At 67.5% G+C, this 13993-nt stretch carries 10 protein-coding genes; 4 read left to right on the forward strand and 6 right to left on the reverse strand.

The features are described 5' to 3' along the window. Nucleotides 1–84 precede the first annotated feature (84 nt). Complete coding sequence (gene meaB / locus ACOOF5_RS12690; RefSeq protein ID WP_420439682.1) at nucleotides 85–1083, reverse strand: methylmalonyl Co-A mutase-associated GTPase MeaB; 999 nt, start codon at nucleotides 1081–1083, stop codon at nucleotides 85–87. A gap of 46 nt (nucleotides 1084–1129) precedes the next feature. On the opposite strand from meaB, the gene ACOOF5_RS12695 reads away from it, so the two are divergent. Further along, the gene (locus ACOOF5_RS12695; protein ID WP_420439684.1) at nucleotides 1130–1684 is read left to right on the forward strand and encodes a hypothetical protein; all 555 of its coding nucleotides are present in this window, start codon (nucleotides 1130–1132) and stop codon (nucleotides 1682–1684) included. 21 nt (nucleotides 1685–1705) lie between these two features. Here ACOOF5_RS12695 and scpA read toward each other — a convergent pair whose 3' ends face one another. From scpA to ACOOF5_RS12710, 3 genes are all read right to left on the reverse strand, one after another. Continuing rightward, nucleotides 1706–3997: a methylmalonyl-CoA mutase gene (gene scpA / locus ACOOF5_RS12700; protein WP_420439687.1), complete on the reverse strand. Its 2292-nt coding sequence runs from the start codon at nucleotides 3995–3997 to the stop codon at nucleotides 1706–1708. Then, nucleotides 3994–5556 carry a methylmalonyl-CoA mutase family protein gene (locus ACOOF5_RS12705; RefSeq protein ID WP_420439689.1) on the reverse strand — a complete coding sequence of 521 codons (1563 nt, stop codon included), beginning with the start codon at nucleotides 5554–5556 and terminating at the stop codon, nucleotides 3994–3996. Before ACOOF5_RS12705 ends, scpA begins: the two co-directional genes overlap by 4 nt. A gap of 310 nt (nucleotides 5557–5866) precedes the next feature. Further along, nucleotides 5867–6172 (reverse strand): DUF3467 domain-containing protein, encoded by a 306-nt coding sequence (locus tag ACOOF5_RS12710; protein WP_420439691.1) that lies wholly within the window; start codon nucleotides 6170–6172, stop codon nucleotides 5867–5869. A 234-nt stretch (nucleotides 6173–6406) separates the two neighbouring features. Here ACOOF5_RS12710 and leuS point away from each other — a divergent pair, with 234 nt between their 5' ends. From leuS to ACOOF5_RS12725, 3 genes are all read left to right on the forward strand, one after another. Beyond that, on the forward strand, nucleotides 6407–9208 hold the full coding sequence (leuS, locus tag ACOOF5_RS12715) for a leucine--tRNA ligase (protein WP_420440983.1): 2802 nt from the start codon (nucleotides 6407–6409) through the stop codon (nucleotides 9206–9208). Nucleotides 9209–9530: 322 nt separating this feature from the next. Further along, a complete protein-coding gene (locus ACOOF5_RS12720; RefSeq protein WP_420439693.1) occupies nucleotides 9531–11213 on the forward strand; it encodes a thiamine pyrophosphate-binding protein in 1683 nt (560 codons plus the stop codon). A gap of 33 nt (nucleotides 11214–11246) precedes the next feature. Further along, the gene (locus tag ACOOF5_RS12725; RefSeq protein WP_420439695.1) at nucleotides 11247–12017 is read left to right on the forward strand and encodes an SOS response-associated peptidase; all 771 of its coding nucleotides are present in this window, start codon (nucleotides 11247–11249) and stop codon (nucleotides 12015–12017) included. A 124-nt stretch (nucleotides 12018–12141) separates the two neighbouring features. On the opposite strand, the gene ACOOF5_RS12730 is transcribed toward ACOOF5_RS12725, so the two are convergent. Both ACOOF5_RS12730 and ACOOF5_RS12735 read right to left on the reverse strand, forming a co-directional pair. Next, on the reverse strand, nucleotides 12142–13410 hold the full coding sequence (locus ACOOF5_RS12730; RefSeq protein ID WP_420439697.1) for a HipA domain-containing protein: 1269 nt from the start codon (nucleotides 13408–13410) through the stop codon (nucleotides 12142–12144). A 67-nt stretch (nucleotides 13411–13477) separates the two neighbouring features. Further along, nucleotides 13478–13828 (reverse strand): helix-turn-helix transcriptional regulator, encoded by a 351-nt coding sequence (locus ACOOF5_RS12735; RefSeq protein WP_420439699.1) that lies wholly within the window; start codon nucleotides 13826–13828, stop codon nucleotides 13478–13480. Nucleotides 13829–13993 lie beyond the last annotated feature (165 nt).

Consider the following 13993-nt stretch of genomic DNA (forward strand, 5'->3'; position numbering starts at 1 on the left):
GCCCGAGCGGCCCGTGAGCGGCAGCGAACAAGAGCGGGAAACGACTGGTGCGACAACGGAAGGGTTCACCTGTTGGCGCTTCCTCTACGCGTCCGCGCAGGCGTCGAAGGCTGCGATCAGCTGATCCACCGCGGCGGCGGGCGTCAGCCGGTCCGCGTGTACGTGCTGTTCGATTTCTGCCAGCAGATCGCGGACGCTGGCCCCCAGGCGGGCACGCAGGCGTTCGGCGAGCATTGCGTGCATCCAGCGAACCCGTTGGCCTGCTCGGCGTTCACCGAGTTCGCCTGAGGCTGTCATCAAACGGTGGTGTTCGAGCACGTGGTCCCACAGTGTGTCGAGGCGGACTCCGGTCAAACCTGAGCACGTGATCACGGGGGGCGTCCATGTCGGCGAGACGGGCTGGGTCATGTGCAGGGCCAAGCGGTAGTCGCGCGCCGCCGCGTCGGCACGATCGGCGTTGTCGCCGTCGGCCTTGTTCACCGCAATCAGATCGGCGATCTCCAAGATGCCCTTCTTGATGCCCTGCAGGTCGTCGCCGGCACCCGCCAGCATCAGCACGATGAAGAAATCCACCATGTCGGCAACAGCAATCTCAGACTGGCCGACACCCACCGTCTCCACGAGCACCACATCGAATCCGGCGGCTTCGAGCACCAGGATCGTTTCGCGGGTGACGCGCGTGACGCCGCCGAGCTGGCCTGAAGCGGGTGATGGCCGCACGAATGCGGCTGGATCGTTCGCAAGCGACGTCATGCGGGTCTTGTCACCGAGGATCGAACCTCCCCATACCGCCGAGGTGGGATCGACGGCGAGCACCGCAACGCGGTGGCCCTGTGCGGTGAGCGCTGTGCCCAGCGACTCGATGAGCGTGCTTTTGCCCACGCCGGGCACGCCGGTGATTCCCACCCGATGCGCGCCGCCGCTGTAGGGCAGCAACTCGCCCAGCAGCTGCTGTGCCGGCTCGAAGTCTTCGTGGCGCTGTGACTCCACCAGAGTGATCGCCCGGCCGATGGCAGCGCGATCACATGCGCGCACGCCGATGGCGAGTTCTGCAGTGTCGGCGTGCGGGGCGTGGTCGGCCACTGGCTGCAACGTACTGGCACCCAGGGCGCTGAGGCACAATGGGCGTGTGAGTTTGCTGAAACGACTGCGCACGGGGGATCGCACACATCCCGCTTACGAATTCCTCGGCGAGGGCGACCATGTGCATTCGCTGGTACCTGCGCAGGGGGGCTTGCACCCGTTCTCGCTGCTCGTCATCGGTGTGGGTGCGCTCGCTGGCATCGTGCTCACGGTCGATCTGCCGTGGGTGCAGATCAGCCTGATTTCCACGACGGTGTTCGCGACTGCCGCGGTGCTGACGATGTCGCGCTACCGGCTGTTGGCCCTCACCGATGCAGACGTCGTTGTCATGCGTACTCGCGCCCTGAGGCCAGCCAAGCCGGTAGAGCTGCTCAGCCGGACGGAGCGCGTCGAGCCCTTCGACATCCGCGGCTCGGCGTGGGGGCAGATCGTCGTGGGTGCCGAGAAGCTGTGGGTGCACCGCCGCTATCACAAGCACCTTGACGACGCCGATGCGCGTCTCGTCGCAGCGCCGCGCAGCATGCGGGCGGCTTCGAGCACGGCGTACCGCTCCACTCGAGCCAAGAAGAAGGTGCGCAACGTGGGAGGACGCCACCGCTGAGCAGGCAGCGGCCCCGACGAGCTAGCCGGCGCCTTCGAGCAGGTCCAGCATCTCGCCTGCGGCTTGCGCGATAACCGTGCCAGGCGGGTAGATGGCCGCCGCGCCGGCGGCGCGCAGCTCATCGAAATCTTGAGATGGGATGACGCCGCCGACGACGACGAGAATGTCGGGCCGGCCCAACTCACCCAGCGCTTCTCTCAGTTCGGGAACCAGCGTGAGATGTCCCGCTGCGAGCGATGAAGCGCCGACCACGTGGACGTCGTTCTCGACCGCTTGGCGAGCTGTCTCGGCGGGTGTGCTGAACAGCGGTCCGATGTCGACGTCGAAGCCCAAATCGGCATACGCGGTTGCCACGACTTTCTGGCCCCGGTCGTGCCCGTCCTGGCCCATCTTGGCGATGAGAATGCGCGGCCGGCGCCCGGTTTGGTCGCCGAAGGCAGCGGCGCGTGCTCGAACAGCGTCCACGGCGGCCGCCATCGTATTGGTGCTGCCGCCTGCGTCAGAGCCGTCTGCGCCTTGAGAACTGTCGCCAGTCATCTCGCTCCCGTACACGCCGCTGATCGTGCGGATCTGCGCAGTGTGCCGCCCGAACACGTCTTCCATGGCGGCGCTGATCTCTCCCACGGTGGCATGGCAACGTGCTGCGTCGACGGATGCGGCGAGCAGGTTCCCTTCACCGGTGCGCGCGACGTCGCGCAGCGCATCCAGCGAGCGTCGCACCGCATCGGCGTCGCGCTGCGCCCGAAGGCGATCCAGCTTCGCCAGCTGGGATCCGCGCACCTCGGCGTTGTCGACCCGCAGGATGTCAACCTGAGTGTCCAGTTGAGATCGGTAGCGGTTGACGCCCACCACGGTCCGCTGACCTGCCTCGATGCGGGCCTGCGTGCGTGCTGCGGCTTCTTCGATGCGCATCTTGGGGATGCCGGCCTCGATGGCGCGGGCCATGCCGCCGAGCTCTTCCACCTCGGCGATGTGTGCGGCTGCCCGCCCAGCCAGCTCTGCGGTGAGCCGTTCCACGTAGTAGCTGCCGCCCCACGGGTCGATCACCCGCGTCGCGCCCGCTTCGTGCTGCAGGAACAGCTGCGTGTTGCGTGCGATGCGTGCGCTGAAGTCGCTCGGCAGCGCCAACGCCTCGTCGAAGGCGTTGGTGTGCAGGCTCTGGGTGTGCCCGTCGACGGCAGCCATTGCCTCGATGCACGTGCGCACGACGTTGTTGTACGGGTCTTGGGCAGTCAGCGACCAGCCCGAGGTCTGGCAATGGGTGCGCAGCGAGGTCGACCGCGGATTGGCGGGCTCGAATGCAGCGACGAGCTTGGCCCACAGCAGCCGGGCGGCCCGCAGCTTCGCGACTTCCATGAAGAAGTCCATGCCGATGCCCCAGAAAAAGCTGAGGCGCGGCGCGAAATCGTCGATGCCCATGCCGGCGCTGATGCCACAGCGCAGGTACTCCAGCCCGTCCGCCAGCGTGTAGCCGAGCTCGAGGTCGGCCGTCGCCCCGGCTTCACCCATGTGGTAGCCCGAGATCGAGATCGAGTTGTAGCGGGGCATCTCTTTGGAGGTGAACTCGAAGATGTCGCTGATGATCCGCATGGAGGGCTGGGGCGGGTAGATGTAGGTGTTGCGGACCATGAACTCCTTGAGGATGTCGTTCTGGATGGTCCCGGTGAGCTGGGCCGGTGCGACGCCCTGCTCCTCTGCGGCCACGACATAGAGCGCCAGCACTGGCAGCACGGCGCCGTTCATCGTCATCGACACGCTCATGGCGTCGAGCGGGATCTCGTCGAAGAGCGTGCGCATGTCCAGGATCGAGTCGATGGCCACGCCTGCCATGCCCACGTCGGATGCCACTCGGGGGTGGTCGGAGTCGTAGCCCCGGTGGGTCGCGAGGTCGAACGCCACCGACAGGCCTCGCTGGCCGGCTGCGAGGTTGCGTCGGTAGAAGGCGTTGGAGTCTTCAGCGGTGGAGAAGCCTGCGTACTGGCGGATTGTCCACGGCTGGTTCGTGTACATCGTGGGGTACGGGCCGCGCAGATACGGCGCGAAGCCGGGATAGCCGTCGAGGTAGGTGCGCCCTACGGGGTCGTCCTGGTCGGTGTCGGGTCCGCCGTCGTACAGGTCGGCGATGTCCGTGGCCGTATACAGCGGCGCAACGTCGATGCCCTCCGGGGTGGTGTGGGGAGCGGGGGGGCGACCGGTCTCGGCGGCGAAACGCTCCGCCCATGCCTCCCGTGGCGCACGCTTGCTTGATGAGGAGCGTTTCGCCGACTCCGCTTCGTCGAGTTCCAGGTTCGAGAAGTCAGCCACGACACTCATGACGCTGTCGTTCCTCGTTCATAGGGTGCCGCCCAGCGGTGGATGCCCAGCCCGCCGTCGAGTCGGCCTGGAGCGCCGTCCGTCACCTGGTTGCGTGGTTCGGGGCCGCCGCGGCTTTGCCTGTCGCCCGTTCGAGCGGCTGCCATGTCGCTCGGTTCGGCCTCGGGGCTCACAAATTCGGTGACTCCCACGAGCACCTGGTCGCCCGCGTCGATGCGTTCATGGCGTCGGGCACGTTCGGCGGCGATCGATGCTTCCATCTCGCCGTTGCTCATAGCCGTGCAGATGCCGCCGGCAGCTTCGATCTGGCGGAAACGGTCCCAGGCGGCGTGCGCTGTCTGGCGGGTGAGGTCTTCGAGGTACCAACTGCCGCCGGCAGGGTCGATGACCGACCCGATACGACTCTCGTGGCGGAGGATCAGCTGGGTGTTGGCGGCAACGCGCCAGCCCAGGTCGCTCGACGCCGGTCCGGCGCTGGCAGAGTCGAAGGGGCGAACCGTGATGGCGTCGACCCCGCCGTTGGCCGCGCCGAAGGTGGCTGTCGTGGCGCGCAGCATGTTTACCCACGGGTCGAGGGCGCTCAGCATCGCCGTCGAGGTGACGGCGTGCAGGCGCATCGGCAACCCCGCGTCGGCGGTGTCGTCGACGCCGCATGCGTTCAGGATCCGGGTCCAGCACATCCGCAGCGCCCGGCACTTGGCGGTGACGCCGAACGGGTCGGGCCCTGCAGACAGCGTGAAGCCCAGCAGGCGTGCCCCCGCGGCGGGGTCGAGCCCCGGACCGTCGGGGCTGTCGCATATGGCACGCAGCCACGCCACACCGGTTGCCAACATCGCGGCCAGCTCGGTGACATCGGTTGCGCCGGCGTCGGCGAAGACCGAGCCGTCGGCTTCGAGTGGCACGGCCAACGGCGAGCGCTGAGCGATCTCGGCGGCGGCCTGGGCGGAGCTGCACATCGCGGCCATCAGTTCGGCGCTGTCGCCGGTATCGGCCCCCGACCACCCGCTCGCGGCGGCCGCAACTGGGTCGAGTCCCAGCCACGACCTCTGGTGTTCAAGATCCACCCGGTGACGATCCAAGATGTCTGCAAGCGCAGCCACATGCGCAGGCGAGGCGCCCGACTGCAGGTGGATCGTCACCCCGGCTGCGGCGGCATCGTCGATGCCAGCCGCGAGCGCAGCGCAGTCGCCTTCAGCGTCCCAGCCCCGGGCCACGGTGACGGCATCGACGCCAGATGTGGTATCGACGGCGATGGCATCGCGAGTGCCCACCAGATTGATGTCGTGTGTCTGGCGTACTTCCCAGCCGCCCCAACCGCTGGTCGCAGCAGCGCCGCGCGCAAAGGGAGCGATGCCGGGCAAACCTGCCGGATCGCCCTCGGTGCTGAGCCGGTGCGGTGAGTACAGCGGTGCAGTCTCGATGCCCCCCAGCAGGGCGGTGCGCAGCGAGGACAGCGGTGCCCCACGCAGGGCACGTTCGGCGGCGGCTTCCCAGTCGTCCTCGCAGACATCGGCGAAACCTGGACTAGCCAGCAGCGGGGAGGTGTCCGAGACGGGCACAGACCGCAGGGTAGCGGCCGCTCAGGAAACGGAATCTAGCCCTGCCCTCCTGCTGCGTCGCCGGCTCATGCCCCAGCGCGCGCAGATTGCAGCTATTGGGGGTCGGGGACGTTCCGTTGCGCCAGCAGGGGCTCTGGCGCGGCGTCAGGCCGGTTGAGTCGCTTGTCGACCTCGCGCTTCATTCTCTCGAATTCTGCGCGAGTGAACGGAGGCTCGTTTCTGAATCGCTCTGCTTCCTCGGCCGAAATCGTGAATGTTCGTCTCGGACGCGAGTTGTGGTCAGGCCGGCGACGATCATCTGATGGAGCGCTCATGACACCTCCGTCGGCGGTCTTGAGATGAGGCCATGCTCGACTTCGTACCTGTCAACGCTACTTGACATTCGCCGCAGGGCGTGCATGACGGCGCTCGGAGGAAACCTGACCCTGGCGACGATGAGTGCCCAGCCGGGGTCGCGATCGGGCGACGCGCGGGGAGAGAGAAAATCGAAGGTGAACTCGTGCGCCGAGTGCCACATGTACACATCGTTTGCATACACGCCTCCGCTGGAAGCAAAAGCGTCAAATTCGAATTCTTGCTCGGTCGGATCTCGGAACATGCGCGGCAGCCTAGACATATAGTAACAATATATTTAAATGTATTTTGCTAAGTTTTGTTGCTACACTGCAGCAGCGCCCGCGAGCACTCCTTGAGCGCCCGCCGAGGTAGGCGAATGTCAGGTCGCCGTGGCATCCTTGCCGCCATGGATGCCCCCTCATCGGCGGACGGCTCGGCCGCGGCACCAATCGCCGAATCTGAGTCGCAGCCGTCCGCTGCGGGCGAGCTTCCGCCTTATCGCTACAACGCCCAGATGGCGAACGAGATCGAGTTGCGCTGGCAGGAACGGTGGCGCGTCGAGGGCACGTACCACACGCCGCTGCGCCCAATGGCCTCGGCCCCACGAGGGCCGCAGCTCAGCGGGTCGCCTGCTCATCAGAAAAAGCTGTTCATCATGGACATGTTTCCGTACCCGTCGGGTTCGGGACTGCACGTTGGGCACCCGTTGGGCTACATCGGCACCGACGTCTACGCACGCTTCAAGCGCATGTGCGGCTACGTGGTGTTGCACCCCATGGGCTATGACGCGTTCGGGCTGCCGGCGGAGGAACATGCCCGTCAGACCGGCGAGCACCCTCGCATCAATACCGAGCAGAACATCGCCAACATGTCACGCCAGCTCGCTCGGCTCGGGCTCGGGCACGACGATCAGCGGTCGCTGGCCACCACCGACGTCGAGTACTACCGCTGGACGCAATGGATCTTCCTGCAGATCTTCAACTCCTGGTACGACTCTGAGGCCGATCGGGCGCGCCCGATCGCTGAGTTGATCGAGCTGTTCGAGACCGGGCGCAAGGCCACCACCAGCGGTGCTTCCTGGGGCGACATGGACGATGTCGAGCGGCGCCTCGAGCTCGATGAGCACCGATTGGCCTACTTGGGGGAGGCACCGGTCAATTGGTGCCCCGCCTTGGGCACGGTGCTGGCCAACGAAGAGGTCACCAACGAGGGCCGATCCGACCGCGGCAACCATCCGGTGTTCCGCCGCCCCATGAAGCAGTGGATGATGCGCATCACGGCGTACGCCGACCGGCTGCTGGCCGATCTCAACCGAGTGGACTGGTTCGAGAGCGTCAAGATCATGCAGCGCAACTGGATCGGGCGCAGCGAGGGCGCATTCATCAGCTTCGCCACCGAAGCTGGCAGCGCGGACGCAGCTGGGCCAGGCCCAGCCATCGAAGTGTTCACCACCCGGCCCGACACGATCTATGGCACCACGGCCATGCTGTTGGCCCCCGAGCATCCCCTGGTCGACAAGCTCGTCGCCGACGAGTGGCCGTCGGGGACCGATCCGCGCTGGACCGGCGGTGCAGCCACGCCTCGTGAGGCGCTTGATGCCTACCGGGCCACCGCAGCAGCGATGACCGACCTGCAGCGCCAGACCGAACGCGACAAGACGGGCGTGTGGCTGGGCGTGAGCTGCCATGTGCCCACGACCGGCAAGCCGGTACCGGTGTTCGTCGCCGACTATGTGCTGATCGACTACGGCACCGGCGCGGTCATGTCGGTGCCGGGCGAGGACCAGCGCGACTGGGACTTCTCCGAGAAGTTTGGCCTGCCGATCATGCGCACGGTGGCGGCCCCGCCGGACTTCGACGGCGAGGCCTACGACGGCCCCGGACCGGCCATCAACAGCGACTTCCTCAACGGCATGGTCAAGGCCGACGCCATAGAGGCCATCTGCGACTGGCTGGAAGACCACGACTGCGGTCGCCGCACGGTCACCTACAAGCTGCGCGACTGGCTGTTCAGCCGGCAGCGCTACTGGGGCGAGCCCTTTCCGATCGTGTTCGACGAGACGGGCCTGCCGCTGGCGGTGCCCGAGAGCCAATTGCCCGTGGAGCTGCCCGAGCTCATCGACTGGGCGCCCCGGGCGCTCGACGAGTCGTCGGATCCCGAGCCGCCGCTGGGCCGCGCCACACAGTGGGCCACCGCCGCCTATGACCTCGGCGACGGCGAGCGCACCTACAGCCGCGAGCTCAGCACTATGCCCCAATGGGCCGGATCGTGCTGGTACTACCTGCGCTATCTCGACCCGACCAACGACGACGTCCTGGTGGATCCCGACGTGGAGCGCTACTGGATGGCCGACGAAGCGGGAGGTGTCGGCGGCGTCGATCTGTACGTCGGCGGCGTGGAGCACGCTGTGCTGCACCTGCTCTATGCCCGCTTCTGGCACAAGGTGCTCTACGACCTGGGCCACGTCAGCGGCCCTGAGCCGTTCGGCCGGCTGTACAACCAGGGCTACATCCAGGCGGCGGCATACCAGGACGAGCGCGGCGTGTACGTCGAAGCCTCCGAGGTGGTCGAGCGTGACGGGAAGTTCTTCTGGGACGGCAGCGAGGTCACCCGCCACTTCGGCAAGATGGGCAAATCGCTGCGCAACGCCGTGACGCCCGACGACATCTACAGCGCGTACGGGGCCGACACGCTGCGGACCTATGAGATGTTCATGGGCCCGCTCGACCAGGGCCGGCCCTGGGAGACCCACTCGGTGATCGGCTCGCACCGGCTGCTGCAGCGCGTCTGGCGCAACCTCGTCGACGAGCAGACCGGCGAGCTCACGGTGTCGCAGACCGAACCCGACGCCGATCTCGAGCGCATGCTGCACCACACCATTGCTTCGGTCACCGATGCCATGTCGGACCTGCGCTTCAACTCTGCGATCGCACGCATCACCGAGCTGAACAACGAGCTGACCCGCCGCGGCGGGCCGACACCCCGGCCGGTCGCCGATGTGCTGGTGCGGCTGCTGGCGCCGCTGGTGCCCCACCTGGCCGAGGAACTGTGGGAAAAGCTCGGCCACGCCGAGACCGTCGTCTACGCGCCGTTCCCGCAGGCCGATCCGGCGCTGTTGGTGGCCGAGACCATCGAGGTGCCGGTGCAGGTGAACGGCAAGGTGCGCAGCCGCATCACCGTGGATGCAGCCATCTCGAACGACGACCTGCAGGCCGCGGCGCTCGCCGACGAGCGCATCGCGCAGCTCACCGCCAGCAACGACATCCGGCGCGTCGTTACCGTGCCGGGCAAGCTGGTGAACATCGTGCTCGCGTAGGCCACCAGCACGGGAGTCATACAGGAATGGGGATCGCTCGCGCGCCCGATCGCGCTAGTCTCGGCGGTGGACCGATCGGGAATCGAACCCGACGCCGGGCGTGTCAAGGGCCATCGGCGGAGAACCATCTCTCGGCCCTTGGCCTTCGGGTCGCTCGGAGCCGCACCAGTCCGCTGGTGCGGCTCTTCGCGCTGGCCGGTTCAGGCTGACCTGAGGGCACGAGAGGCACCGCGCACGGCGGGCGATAAGCGGCGCAGCGCCGCGGCGCAAGCGTAGGCCGCGTGCCAAGCTCTAGCAGCAGTCATTGAGCGGGGAGCGACACATGAGTGACAACGAACAGCGCGCACTGGGCGTCACGGCCACCGAGACGCACGGCGGCAAGCTCGCCGCGAAGGCGCTGAAGGCGGCCGGGGTGGAGTGCGTGTTCACCCTGTCGGGCGGGCACGTCATGGGCATTTACGACGGCTGCATCGACGAGGGCATCGAGGTTGTCGACGTGCGCCACGAGCAGGCTGCGACCCACGCCGCCGACGCCTGGGCGCGCCTGCATCCGGGCAAGGTCGGCGTGGCGATCCTCACTGCGGGCCCCGGCGTGACTGACGGCGTCACCGGGGTTGCGAACGCCTGGCGGGCGAACTCGCCGATTCTGGTCTTCGGCGGCCAGGGGCCGTTCCGCCACGCGGGCCGCGGTTCGCTGCAGGAGATGGACCATGTGTCGCTCATGCGGCCGGTGACGAAATGGTCGGGCGCGTGCGGGGAGACCCGCCGCATCGCCGAGTACATCGAGCTGGCCGTGCGCACCGCGCTGAGCGGCATTCCGGGGCCCTCCTTCTTGGAGATCCCGATGGACGTGCTGCACGGAACGGTGGATCTCGATGCCGTCCAGATGCCCCAGTTCCGCGACTATCGGGTGGCATCAGCCGCACCGGCGCAAACGCTGGCTGAGGCTGCGGAGATCATCGCCGGTGCCCGTACCCCGGTGGTGATGGCCGGCACGTCGCTGAAGTGGAGCGAGGGCGGCGGTGCGCTCGGGGCATTCCTCGATGCCACGGCCATCCCGTGTTACGTGAACGGCATGGCCCGCGGGGAGATCAATTGGGACCACCCCTCGTTCCTGTCGCTGACACGGTCCGAGGCGCTCGCAGCCGCCGACGTGGTGATCCTGGCCGGCACGCCGCTCGACTTCCGGATGAAGTTCGGCCGCGCCATTCCTGCCGATGCCCGAATCGTGCAGCTCGACCTCGACGAGACGCTCATCGGCCAGAACCGCGCCGCCGAAGTGGGGCTGGTGGGCAACTTGGGCGCCAACTTCGAGGCACTGCTGGAGCTGTTCAAGTCGAGCGGCGTCTCGGTGGACGCCTCGGCGCACCTCGCGGCGCTGGCGGCTCGCGAGGCCCAGCTCGACGAGGCCCGCAATGCCGAGCTGAACAGCGATGAGGTGCCGATCGACCCGCTGCGGCTGTGCCGCGAGATTGCCGACGCCGTCACCGACGACATGATCGTGATCGGTGACGGCGGCGACATCGTGGCGCAGGCCTCCAAGGTCATCCGGGTGCCGCGCCGGGGCACCTGGATGGACCCCGGCCCGCTGGGCACCCTCGGCGTGGGCATGCCGTTCGCCCTGGCTGCACAGAAAGCCCACCCTGACAAGCGCGTGCTGATCGTCTACGGCGACGGCTCATTCGGCCTGAACGGGTTCGAGTTCGACACCGCCGTGCGCTTCGGCCTGCCCATCGTGGGTGTCGTCGGCAACGACGCAGCGTGGGGGCAGATGCTGCGTCCCCAGGCCAGCCTGTACGGACAGGACCGGGTGGTCGCCACCGAGCTGAACTTCACCCGCTATGACAAGGTCGTCGAAGCCATGGGAGGCCACGGAGAGCACGTCACCGAGCCCGGCCAGATTGCACCCGCTCTGCAGCGAGCCTTCGACTCTGGCCTCCCCGCACTGGTGAACGTCGAGATCCGCCAAGACCGCGGTGCCATGAAGGGCTCCACCTACGTGTAACGGGGCGATGGCACGAGGCGAGGCAGTAGGCACATGTGCGGGCGCTTTGTCTCGGCGGCAGATCTTGAGGCGGTGGCGGCGTATTTCGACACCCCGATGCCCGGGTTCGATGCGCCGCGCAGCTACAACGTGGCGCCTACCACCGACATCGTGGCCGTCGTGGGCGGCGCCGAATCCCGTCGGCTCGAGATGTTCCGCTGGGGCTTGGTGCCTCGCTGGTCCGCCGACCCCGCCAAGGGCCCGCCGCTGTTCAACGCTCGCTCCGAGACGGCGGCCACGAAGAACTCGTTCCGCGGGCCGTTCCGCCGGCGCCGTTGCATCGTGCCCGCCGACGGCTTCTTCGAGTGGCCCCCCGCACCCCCCGGCACCAGCCGCGACGATCGCCCCCTGCCGCACTACATCACCCGATCCGACGGCGGCATGCTCGCCATGGCCGGCCTGTGGGAACGGTGGTCGCCGCCCGAAGGCGCGGCCGGCGATGCCCGCGGCGCTGACGCCGATGATCCCGCCGAGGGCGTCGCCCGCGGTGCGGTGCGCAACGCGCTGCACTCGGCCGCGGTGCTCACCACGGTGGCGAACGACTTCATGGCGCCGATCCACAACCGCATGCCGGTGCTGCTCGAGCGCGACGCATGGGACGCCTGGCTCGACCCGTCCAACGACGACCCCGATGAGCTCGCTTCGATGTGTGCGCCCGCGGACGAAGGAGTCTTGCGCTCACATCAGGTGGGACGTGCCGTCGGCAATGTCCGCAATCGCGACGCCAGCCTGATCGAACCGGTCGAGTCCGGCCAGCTCTTCTGAGCCGCGCCGCAGCGCTTGGCTCAGCCGGTTGCGGCCAGATGGGCTCGCCGCGGCGTGTCGAGGCCAGATCGGCTCGGTTGGACGCTGCTCACTCGGTCCGGCTGGATCTGGACTGCCTGGTTGCTCAACCGATGTGGGCGAGACAGGCCTTCGTGCGAGCCTCGAGCCGGTCGAGCAGTTGGCTGACGCGGGGAGATGCAGAGAGGCTGCCCCGCAGGGCGGCGGCTTCCGCAGCACAGGCCTCGGGTACAGCAGCGGCGATGTTGCTGATGCGCGCGAGCAGCGCTTCGGCAGGCACGCCGAGTTCCGCGGCACAGCGAGTCCAGCACGGCACCGCATCGCTGGGCGTCACGATGTGGCTGCCGCCGATGGAGAAGGCATGCATGAAAGGCTCGTCCTGTTCCAGATACGGCAGCACGCTGCATACGTCGTACATGGGTGCCAAGCGCACCTCGCCGAACTCGAGCAGCAGGCCGAAGTTCTTGGCATGGCCGTCCGGCGCGGCGATGATCCAGTTGTAGGCCAGTGCATCGAGCAGATCAGCGATGTCGTCGGCTGGAGCGCTCGAATGCCTGCGCAACAGGGCTACGAACTGCGACGGCGACGGCCCGCCGTGCTGCTCGTACCTCAGCGACGGAGTCACGCCGAGGGCCTGGCACATGTCCTCCTGGTGCAGCCGCAGCCACAGGTCGCCGACGCGTCGACGGTCGTAGCGCTCCACGACGACCGTGTCGAACCCGCCGAACTCGGTCACCTCTGTTGCGGCTGCGGGCAGCCCAAGGCGTCGCGCGGTCGCCATGCTCAGGTGCTCCACGACGGCTTGATGCTGCGTCATGAACACGGCGGGCTTCAAGATGTGCGTGGTCACCGCAGTGCCATGCGGTTGATGCCATTCGCCGAGGTGGCGATGAAGGGCAATCTTGGCTTGAGCCCCCGCAAGGCTGAAGTAGCCGGGTGCAGCGACATCGCGAGCGAGGTGCGTCCGCTGCCGGACCGACGTCAAGCGCTGGGCAACGTCGGAATCGCTGAGCGGCTCGTAACGGCCGCCACGCGACATTGCGGCATCGACTTCGTCGGCGGGGCAGACCTGTACGGCGCCGGCGCAATCGAGACCCATGGCCGTCGCGAGCAGATCGAGCGGGTCCGATGACGCTGCCCCGGTGATCTGCTGCCAGTACCGGAGCAGTTCGGCATTGTCCGGCAGCAGGCCCTGGAGCCATGCCCGGATGACTGCGCCGGGATGCCGCTGCTGGGTCAACGGCATGCTGAGCGACAGCGGGACCGTTGCGCCCTTGTCGTCCAGATAGTCGGCGTCGTAGGCAAAGAAGTCGCCCGCTGCACTGACAGTGCCGATCTGCCTGCCGCCCAACAGGATGGCCAGCGGCGCCGTCATCGTGGTTTCCGCCCAGCTGCACAGCGGTGCAATGATGTCGTCGGCGAGTCGAGTGGGCGCCGTGCTGTCATTGCTGCGGGTCGTGCCTCTCTGCGTTCGCGATGGCGGCGGCGAGGTCGGAGCGACGATGGGCGAGCGGGCCGACGCGCATGGCGTTCTTCAGTTCGTCCAAAGTGGAAGGACCTGAGTCGGCGTCGGCCAGCACGACGCGATAGCCCAGCGCGTGGATGCACGCCAGCACTGTGTCCAGCTGGCCGCCTCGCAGGTTGCCGCGCTCGAGATTGGACACCCACGGGCGTGATGCGCCGATCATCTGACCGAACTGAGATTGGGTGAGCCCCGCGGCTTGGCGCAGCTGTGCCACGGCGCCGCCGATTCCCTCCACTGTGTAGATGTCGATGGGTCGTCGCAGCGTCACCGCCCCCCCAGGCGTTTCGTGGGACGGTTCACCGTGACGTGAAGCCGTTGGAATGCATCGCGAGCCGTGGCGGCCCATGCATTGTATTCGATGCAGAGCGCCATCTGTTGCCGCACGCATCCTATGTGATGCACGCACGCCTGATTAGCCGTGTGCATCGCATTC

The organism is Candidatus Poriferisodalis sp. (assembly GCF_965214215.1).
Classification (GTDB): domain Bacteria; phylum Actinomycetota; class Acidimicrobiia; order Acidimicrobiales; family Poriferisodalaceae; genus Poriferisodalis.